General features: G+C 63.9%; 8 protein-coding genes. 6 read left to right on the top strand and 2 right to left on the bottom strand.

Annotated features, from left to right (window positions below; translation table 11 throughout):
• The first annotated feature begins 203 nt into the window (after positions 1–203).
• The 5 genes from EN984_RS17245 (at position 204) to EN984_RS17225 (ending at position 4341) form a co-directional block, all read left to right on the top strand.
• Positions 204–1382, top strand: coding sequence for a cystathionine beta-lyase (locus EN984_RS17245; RefSeq protein ID WP_127269118.1), 1179 nt, complete (start codon positions 204–206; stop codon positions 1380–1382).
• A 130-nt stretch (positions 1383–1512) separates the two neighbouring features.
• Positions 1513–2574, top strand: a complete 1062-nt coding sequence (locus EN984_RS17240; RefSeq protein WP_127269119.1) for an HPP family protein — start codon at positions 1513–1515, stop codon at positions 2572–2574.
• 132 nt (positions 2575–2706) lie between these two features.
• Positions 2707–3381, top strand: a complete 675-nt coding sequence (locus EN984_RS17235) for an RNA polymerase sigma factor (RefSeq protein ID WP_127269120.1) — start codon at positions 2707–2709, stop codon at positions 3379–3381.
• Between the two features lie 115 nt (positions 3382–3496).
• Entirely contained in the window at positions 3497–4021 is a 525-nt protein-coding gene (locus EN984_RS17230; protein WP_127269121.1) for a DUF4142 domain-containing protein, read from the top strand.
• A gap of 11 nt (positions 4022–4032) precedes the next feature.
• Entirely contained in the window at positions 4033–4341 is a 309-nt protein-coding gene (locus EN984_RS17225) for a cupredoxin family copper-binding protein (protein ID WP_127269122.1), read from the top strand.
• Here the strand turns inward: EN984_RS17225 and EN984_RS17220 are convergent.
• Positions 4302–5183, bottom strand: a complete 882-nt coding sequence (locus EN984_RS17220) for a crotonase/enoyl-CoA hydratase family protein (RefSeq protein ID WP_127270772.1) — start codon at positions 5181–5183, stop codon at positions 4302–4304. The two genes, EN984_RS17225 and EN984_RS17220, sit on opposite strands and share 40 nt — an antisense overlap.
• An 87-nt stretch (positions 5184–5270) precedes the next feature.
• Between EN984_RS17220 and EN984_RS17215 the strand changes: the two genes are divergently transcribed.
• Complete coding sequence (locus EN984_RS17215) at positions 5271–5858, top strand: TetR/AcrR family transcriptional regulator (RefSeq protein WP_164748925.1); 588 nt, start codon at positions 5271–5273, stop codon at positions 5856–5858.
• Between the two features lie 76 nt (positions 5859–5934).
• Here EN984_RS17215 and EN984_RS17205 read toward each other — a convergent pair.
• The coding region (locus tag EN984_RS17205) for an SLC13 family permease (protein ID WP_127383845.1) at positions 5935–6750 on the bottom strand (816 nt) is incomplete at its 5' end.

Here is a 6750-nt window from a genome sequence, read left to right as displayed (position 1 = left end):
TGGTACATATTCGTCCATGGTGCTGATTTGCGCCGATAACCCGCCGCACAGGCGGGTTTTTCGTTTAATACCCTGTCCCAGCATCGCTGTTTTTGCCGCGACGAATTGGCATATTCGAAGTCCGCCTCCTGGCGGGCGGTGGCTGTTGCACGGTCCATAGCGCCGCACTATGGCTAGCGGCTTGTCAAACAAGGCGACGCAGAATGGCGAAGGACGGCAGCGAGCACGGCGGGATGGGCATCAACACGCGGCTTGCCCATTCGGGCAACAATCCGCACGACTATTTCGGCTTCGTCAATCCGCCGGTGGTGCATGCTTCGACCGTGCTGTTTCGCGACGCGGCTTCGATGGCGGCACGCACCCAGAAATACACTTACGGCACGCGCGGCACACCGACGACCGATGCGCTTGCCCATGCCATAGACGCGCTGGAAGGCTCGGCAGGCACGATCGTAGTGCCGTCGGGCCTTGCGGCGGTGACGGTGCCGCTGCTCGCCTTCGTCTCGGCCGGCGACCATCTGCTGATCGTCGATACCGTCTATCATCCGACCCGCAATTTCGCCGACACGATGCTGAAGCGGCTGGGCGTCGAGGTCGAGTATTACGCCCCCGATGTCGGCGCCGGCATCGCGGCGTTGATCAAGCCCAACACCAAGGTGGTGTTCACGGAATCGCCGGCCTCCAACACGTTCGAGGTGCAGGACATCCCGGCTATCGCCAAGGCGGCGCACGCCGCGGGCGCCATCGTCATGATGGACAATACGTGGGCGACGCCACTCTATTTCCGTCCGCTCGACCACGGCGTCGACATCTCGATCCATGCGGCGACCAAATACCCAGCCGGCCATTCCGACGTGCTGCTCGGCACGGTGTCGGCCAATGAGAGCTGCTGGACGCATCTTTACGAGAGCTTCTGCACGCTTGGCTGTTGCGCCGGGCCCGACGACGTCTACCAGGTGCTGCGTGGCCTGCGCAGCATGGGCGTGCGCCTCGAACACCATCAGCGCAGTACGCTTGCCATCGCCTCCTGGCTCGAGGGCCAGAAGGGCGTGGCGCGCGTGCTCCACCCGGCCCTGCCCAGCCATCCGGACCACGCTCTGTGGAAGCGAGATTTCTCCGGCTCCAGCGGCATCTTTTCCATCGTTCTTGCCGGTGGCGGCCAGAAGCAGCAGCACGCCTTTCTCGACGCGCTGCGGATCTTCGGCCTCGGCTATTCCTGGGGCGGCTATGAGAGCCTTGCCGTACCGGTCTGGCTCGGCGACCGCGTCGTTGCAAAAGCGCCCTATGAGGGTCCGTTGATCCGCCTGCAGATCGGCCTCGAGGACGTCGACGACCTGAAGGCCGACATCTCGCGCGGCCTGACCGCCGCGGCGGCTGCGTAGCGGAATTCTATTCCCTAAAATTGCGGTTTGCCGGATCAGTTTGGCTTTCAAATTCAACGATGCCGCGTCATTGCGGTGCGATCAGCACATTTTCGACTTCCCCTGGAATACCGGCAGAGTTTTCGACCCCATGGCTTTCCGCCTTTTTGTTCCCATTCTTGCCGGCGCGACGCTGCGCGAGCGTCTCGTCGCCTGTATCGGCGCGACGATCGGCATTGCGCTCACCGGCGTGATCGCCAGCCTTGTACTCGGCAACGGCCCGCATGTGCCGCTGCTGGTGGCGCCGATGGGGGCGTCGGCGGTGCTGCTGTTCGCCGTGCCCGCCAGTCCGCTGGCACAGCCATGGTCGATCATCGGCGGCAACACGATATCGGCGCTGGTCGGCGTGATCGTGGCGCATTTCATCCACGAAACCGCCCTTGCCAGCGGCATCGCGGTGGCACTGGCCATCGCCGCCATGTCGTTCACGCGCTGCCTGCATCCGCCGGGAGGAGCGGCCGCGCTGACCGCGGTGCTGGGAGGGCCTGCCGTCATCAGCGCCGGCTTCCTGTTTCCATTCGTTCCGGTGGCGCTGAACTCGATCCTGCTGGTGGCGCTCGGCTACGGCTTCCACAGGCTGGCCCGGCGCAATTATCCGCATGTGCCGGTTGCAGTGCCGGCGAACAGCCACGGCACCGGCGATCCGCCGGCGCAACTGCGCGTCGGCTTCCGCTCCGAAGACATCGATGCCGCGCTTGGCGCACTCGACGAGACGTTCGATATCGATCGCAACGATCTCGACCGGCTGCTGCGGCAGGTCGAATTGCAGGCGATGGTGCGCGCGCACAAGACCCTTCTGTGCGAGGACATCATGTCGCGCGATGTCATCTCGGTCGATGCTCACACCTCGACCGAGGCGGCGCGCCAATTGCTGCTTGACCACAACATCCGGACCTTGCCGGTCGTCAATGCGGAGGCCAGGCTGGCAGGCACCGTGGGGTTGCGCGAACTCACCCAGGCCTCCGGGACGGTCGGATCCGTTATATCGCCCGCGGCAACAGCCGCCGCCGGCTTCGCCGCCATGGGTCTGCTGCCCGTGCTCACCGACGGCCGCAGCCACGCGGTCATCATCGTCGACGACGACAAGCGGATTCTCGGGCTGATCACCCAGACCGATCTGTTGGCGGCCACAGCGCGCCTGCAGGCTGCCTGACAAGCCTTCACTCGCACTGTAGGGTAGCGGCCGCCGGGCCCGGCAGAAAATCTTCGGGAACCTTTTGCCGGCGACAGCGTCCAATCTCCCGATCGAGATCTTGGTTCGGAGATTGGGTTGAGGAAAGTGGCGATGCCTGCTGTGTTGACGGCCGTGCCTTCCGCTGCGCCAGGCGAGATGCAGCTTGTGCACCGCGCGCTGGCGCGCGACGGCGACGCCTTCCGCACCATCATCAAGACACACAATCAGCGGCTCTACCGGATCGCGCGCGGCGTCGTGCGCAATGACAGCGAGGCCGAGGACATCGTCCAGGAGGCCTACCTCAAGGCTTTCGCCCATCTCGATGCGTTTCGCGGCGACTCCTCGCTCGCCACATGGCTGTCGCGCATCGTCATCAACGAGGCGCTCGGCCGCCTGCGCAAAAGGCGCAGAACGGTGGCAATGCCGGAAAATCCGCAAGCCGAGATCATCCGGTTCCCCCTCCACCCCAGCGACGATCCGGAACGGACGATGGCGCAAAGGCAGATCCTCCAACTGGTCGAACAGGCCACAGACAGCCTTCCCGACGTCTACCGGACGGTGTTCGTGGCGCGGGTGATCGAGGGGCTGAGCATCGAGGAGACCGCCGATCTCCTCGGCGTGCGGCCGCAAACCGTCAAGACAAGGCTGCACCGCGCCCGCGCCCTGGTGCGCAAGGCGCTGGACGATCAGATCGGGCCGGTGCTGCTCGATGCCTTCCCCTTCGCCGGCCGGCGTTGCGAACGACTGACCAGCGCGGTCATGCGGCGGCTCGGGCTGGAAAGCTGAGCCTCACCGGATTCAATTGATTTTGGCGGGAACGTTTGCCGCTGGCCAGCATCCAATGACCGTCAACCGAAAACACAGTCCGGCGCGATTTTCAGCGTCCGGCGAAGGAGATGCCATGTCCATCCGACACACTGCCGCGCTCGCCGCCCTGCTGCTGCTCGGCACCGCCCCGTTCGCACAAGCCGCCGACAAGCCAACCGATCCGCAGATCGCCCACATCGCCTATACGGCCGGGGTCATCGACGTTGAAGCGGCCAAGCTGGCCATCGAAAAATCGAAGACCAAGGAGGTCGTGGATTTCGCCAACGACATGGTGCGCGACCACGAAGCCGTGAACGTGCAGGCGCTCGATCTGGTGAAGAAGCTCAAGGTCACGCCGGAAGACAACGCCACCAGCCAGGCGCTGACCAAAGCTGCGGCGGAGGAGCGGGCCAAGCTCGCCAAACTCGACGGCGCTGCCTTCGACAAGGCCTATGTCGATAACGAGGTCGCCTACCACAAGCAGGTCAACGGCGCGCTCGAAACCCTTTTGATCCCGTCGGCGCAGAATGCCGACCTGAAGGGCCTGCTGGAAACCGGCCTGAAGATTTTCCAGGGCCATGAGCAGCACGCCGAGCACGTCGCCGGCAGGCTCAAGTAAGGACCGGGAGCATGCCGAAACGCTATCTGTGGATTGCGTTGACGCTGGCCGTCGGTACCGTTCCGGCGCGAGCGGAAACCATCCAGGTCATCATCGACAGGCTGGTGTTCTCGCCAGCCACCGTCGAGGCCAAGGTCGGCGACACGATCGAGTGGGTGAACAAGGATGTGTTCGCCCACACGGCCACCGTGAAAGGCGGCTGGGAAGTGATGATCCCGCCGAAGAAATCCGCAAGCCTGACATTGAAGGCCGCGGGACCGGTCGACTATTTCTGCCGCTTTCACCCCAACATGAAAGGCCGTTTGGTGGTGGCGCCCTGATCCAGCGCCAACGAGGCTCGCCTGGCCTCGTCGGGACGCGCGATATGCGTCCACGAGCCGTCATAGCCCGGCTCGCGGCGTGCCATCCAGGCATTCAGCCCTTCGCGCAGATCAGCGGTCGGGGCCATGCGGGCGAACTGCTCGGCCTCGACCAGCAAACCTTCGGCGATGCTCTGGTTGAGGCCGCGGGCCACTGCCGTGAGGATGCCGGCAATCGCCAGATCGGAGTGTCGCAGGATACGCCTGGCCAGGCCGATCGCGGCCGGCATCAATTCGGCATGCGGCACAACCTCGTTGACGAGACCCAACTCAAGCGCCCGCGGCGGCGCAAACCAGTCACCGGTCAACAGCAACTCCAGCGCCCGCTTGCGCCCGGCGAGCCTTGGCAGGCGTTGGGTTCCACCGAAGGTCGGCGGCATTGCGAGGTTGATTTCCGGCTTGGCGAACAAAGCGCGGTCACTGGCGATGGCCAGCGGCACCGCCTCGGTGATTTCGCAACCGCCACCAAAGGCAATGCCGTTGACGGCAGCGATGACGGGTTTGCGAAACGCTTCCAGCCTCGCCGTCAGCCGTTGCCCGCGCATGACGAAATCACGCATCGCGACATCGACGCCGAGCGCCACGCTGGCCGAGAACTCATGAATGTCGCCGCCGGCCGAAAACGCCCGCTCCCCTGCACCGGTCAGAATGACCGCACGAACGCTGTCATCGACTTCAATGTCGTCAAGGATCGCAAGCAGGCGATCGATCAGGGCATAGTTCAAGGCGTTGAGCTTCTCCGGCCGATTGAGGGTGAGGATGGCAATCCCATCCCGGGGTTCCTTGAGGACAAGATCGGTCATTGGCTCTTCCTTCTTCATCATGCTGATGACCGGAAGACTATGCCCCTTTCCGCTTGTGTATATTCACTAGTCGGTATACCTAAGCTCATGCCTGACACGCAAAGTCCTACACGCAAACGTATTGTCGATGCCGCGACCAGGCTCTTCTATGCCGAAGGAATCGGTCGCGTCAGCGTCGATGCCGTCGCCGAGGAAGCGGGTCTCACCAAACGCACGCTCTACTACCATTTCAAGAGTAAGGACGACCTCATCGCCGCCTATCTCGATGGCCGCGACCAACCCAATCTGAAGCGGATGGCCGGCTGGTTCGATGCCGCCGAAGGCGGCGCGGATCGCAAGGTCGAGGCGATCTTCACCAATCTGGCGAGGTCCGCTCGTCACCCGAAATGGAAAGGATGCGGCTTCCTGCGCACGGCCGCCGAACTCGCCTCGATGCCCGGACATCCGGCGGTCAAGGTCGGCGCGCGGCACAAGCTGAATTTCGAAACATGGCTGGCCGGCGCCTTGTCGGACCATGGCGTCGGCGAGCCGCCTGCCTTGGCACGCGAGATCGTGCTTTTGATCGACGGCTGCTTTTCGATCATGCTGATCCACCGCAACCCCGATTACATCGAGGCCGCCGGCCGCGCCGCGGCGACGCTGGTGCGGGCGCGGATTTCAGGCAGCCAGGTCTAAAGCGCGACGCGCTTTAAGCCTTTGGTTTTATGCATGTCGTTGCGCCAAAACCGGGGCCACTTTTGGGCGACATGCATTAGAACCCAAACGCCAGCCATGCGGTGCCGGCGGCCAGCGTTATCAGCGTCAGCGGCAAGCCGACCTTGAAAAAAGCGCCGAACGACAGCGTCGTGCCGGCGGCGCGTGCCTGTTCGGCGACGATCAGATTGGCGACCGAACCCAGCAGCGTGAAATTGCCGGCCAGTGTCGAGCTCATGGCGACGACCAGCCAGGCGCGCTCGGGGTTTTCCAGGCCGGGTATGAAAGGCCGCAGCGCCAGCACGGCCGGGACATTGCTCATGATGTTGGAAAGCACCGCGGTGAATCCGGACAGACGCCAGACATCGTCCAGCCCGAGGTCCTTTGCCGAGGCGATCATGTCTGGCGAAAGAAGCGTCTTTTCGGCGCCGGCGACGACCACGAACAGACCGGCGAACATGAACAGCAGCGGACCGTCGATCTCGCGGTAGATGCGTTCCGGCTTGATCGCCCGGGTAAGCAAGAGGATGGCGCCGCCGATGAGCGCGGCCTTGGCGACAGGCACACCGGCGAAGAAGGCGATTGCCAGCCCGATGCAGACCACCACCGCCTTCAGCACCTGCCCCTTGTGCATGCGGCCACGCGAGACCTCGGGCGTCAGTTGGACCGTTCGGGCGAATTCGGCCCGGTAGACGATGCGGATGATGACAACGACCGCGACGAGGCCGAAAAGGGCGACCGGAGCCAGCGCTGCCGAAAAGGCCGGATAGGAAATGCCCGACAGCGCGCCGATGACCATGTTTTGCGGATTGCCGGTGATGGTGGCGACGCTGCCGCAATTCGACGCGGTGGCGGTGGCGATCAGATAGGGGAT

Source organism: Mesorhizobium sp. M7A.F.Ca.CA.004.12.1.1, assembly GCF_003997835.1.
Taxonomy (GTDB): Bacteria; Pseudomonadota; Alphaproteobacteria; order Rhizobiales; family Rhizobiaceae; genus Mesorhizobium.
Note: the sequence above shows the minus strand (reverse complement) of the source record. Positions and strands in the feature narration are given on the sequence as shown.

What these genes read in the sequence shown, in the direction of transcription:
- EN984_RS17245 (WP_127269118.1), top strand. Translation starts at nt 204, where the DNA reads ATGGCGAAGGACGGCAGCGAGCACGGCGGGATGGGCATCAACACGCGG.
- EN984_RS17240 (WP_127269119.1), top strand. Translation starts at nt 1,513, where the DNA reads ATGGCTTTCCGCCTTTTTGTTCCCATTCTTGCCGGCGCGACGCTGCGC.
- EN984_RS17235 (WP_127269120.1), top strand. Translation starts at nt 2,707, where the DNA reads ATGCCTGCTGTGTTGACGGCCGTGCCTTCCGCTGCGCCAGGCGAGATG.
- EN984_RS17230 (WP_127269121.1), top strand. Translation starts at nt 3,497, where the DNA reads ATGTCCATCCGACACACTGCCGCGCTCGCCGCCCTGCTGCTGCTCGGC.
- EN984_RS17225 (WP_127269122.1), top strand. Translation starts at nt 4,033, where the DNA reads ATGCCGAAACGCTATCTGTGGATTGCGTTGACGCTGGCCGTCGGTACC.
- EN984_RS17220 (WP_127270772.1), bottom strand. Translation starts at nt 5,183, where the DNA reads ATGACCGATCTTGTCCTCAAGGAACCCCGGGATGGGATTGCCATCCTC.
- EN984_RS17215 (WP_164748925.1), top strand. Translation starts at nt 5,271, where the DNA reads ATGCCTGACACGCAAAGTCCTACACGCAAACGTATTGTCGATGCCGCG.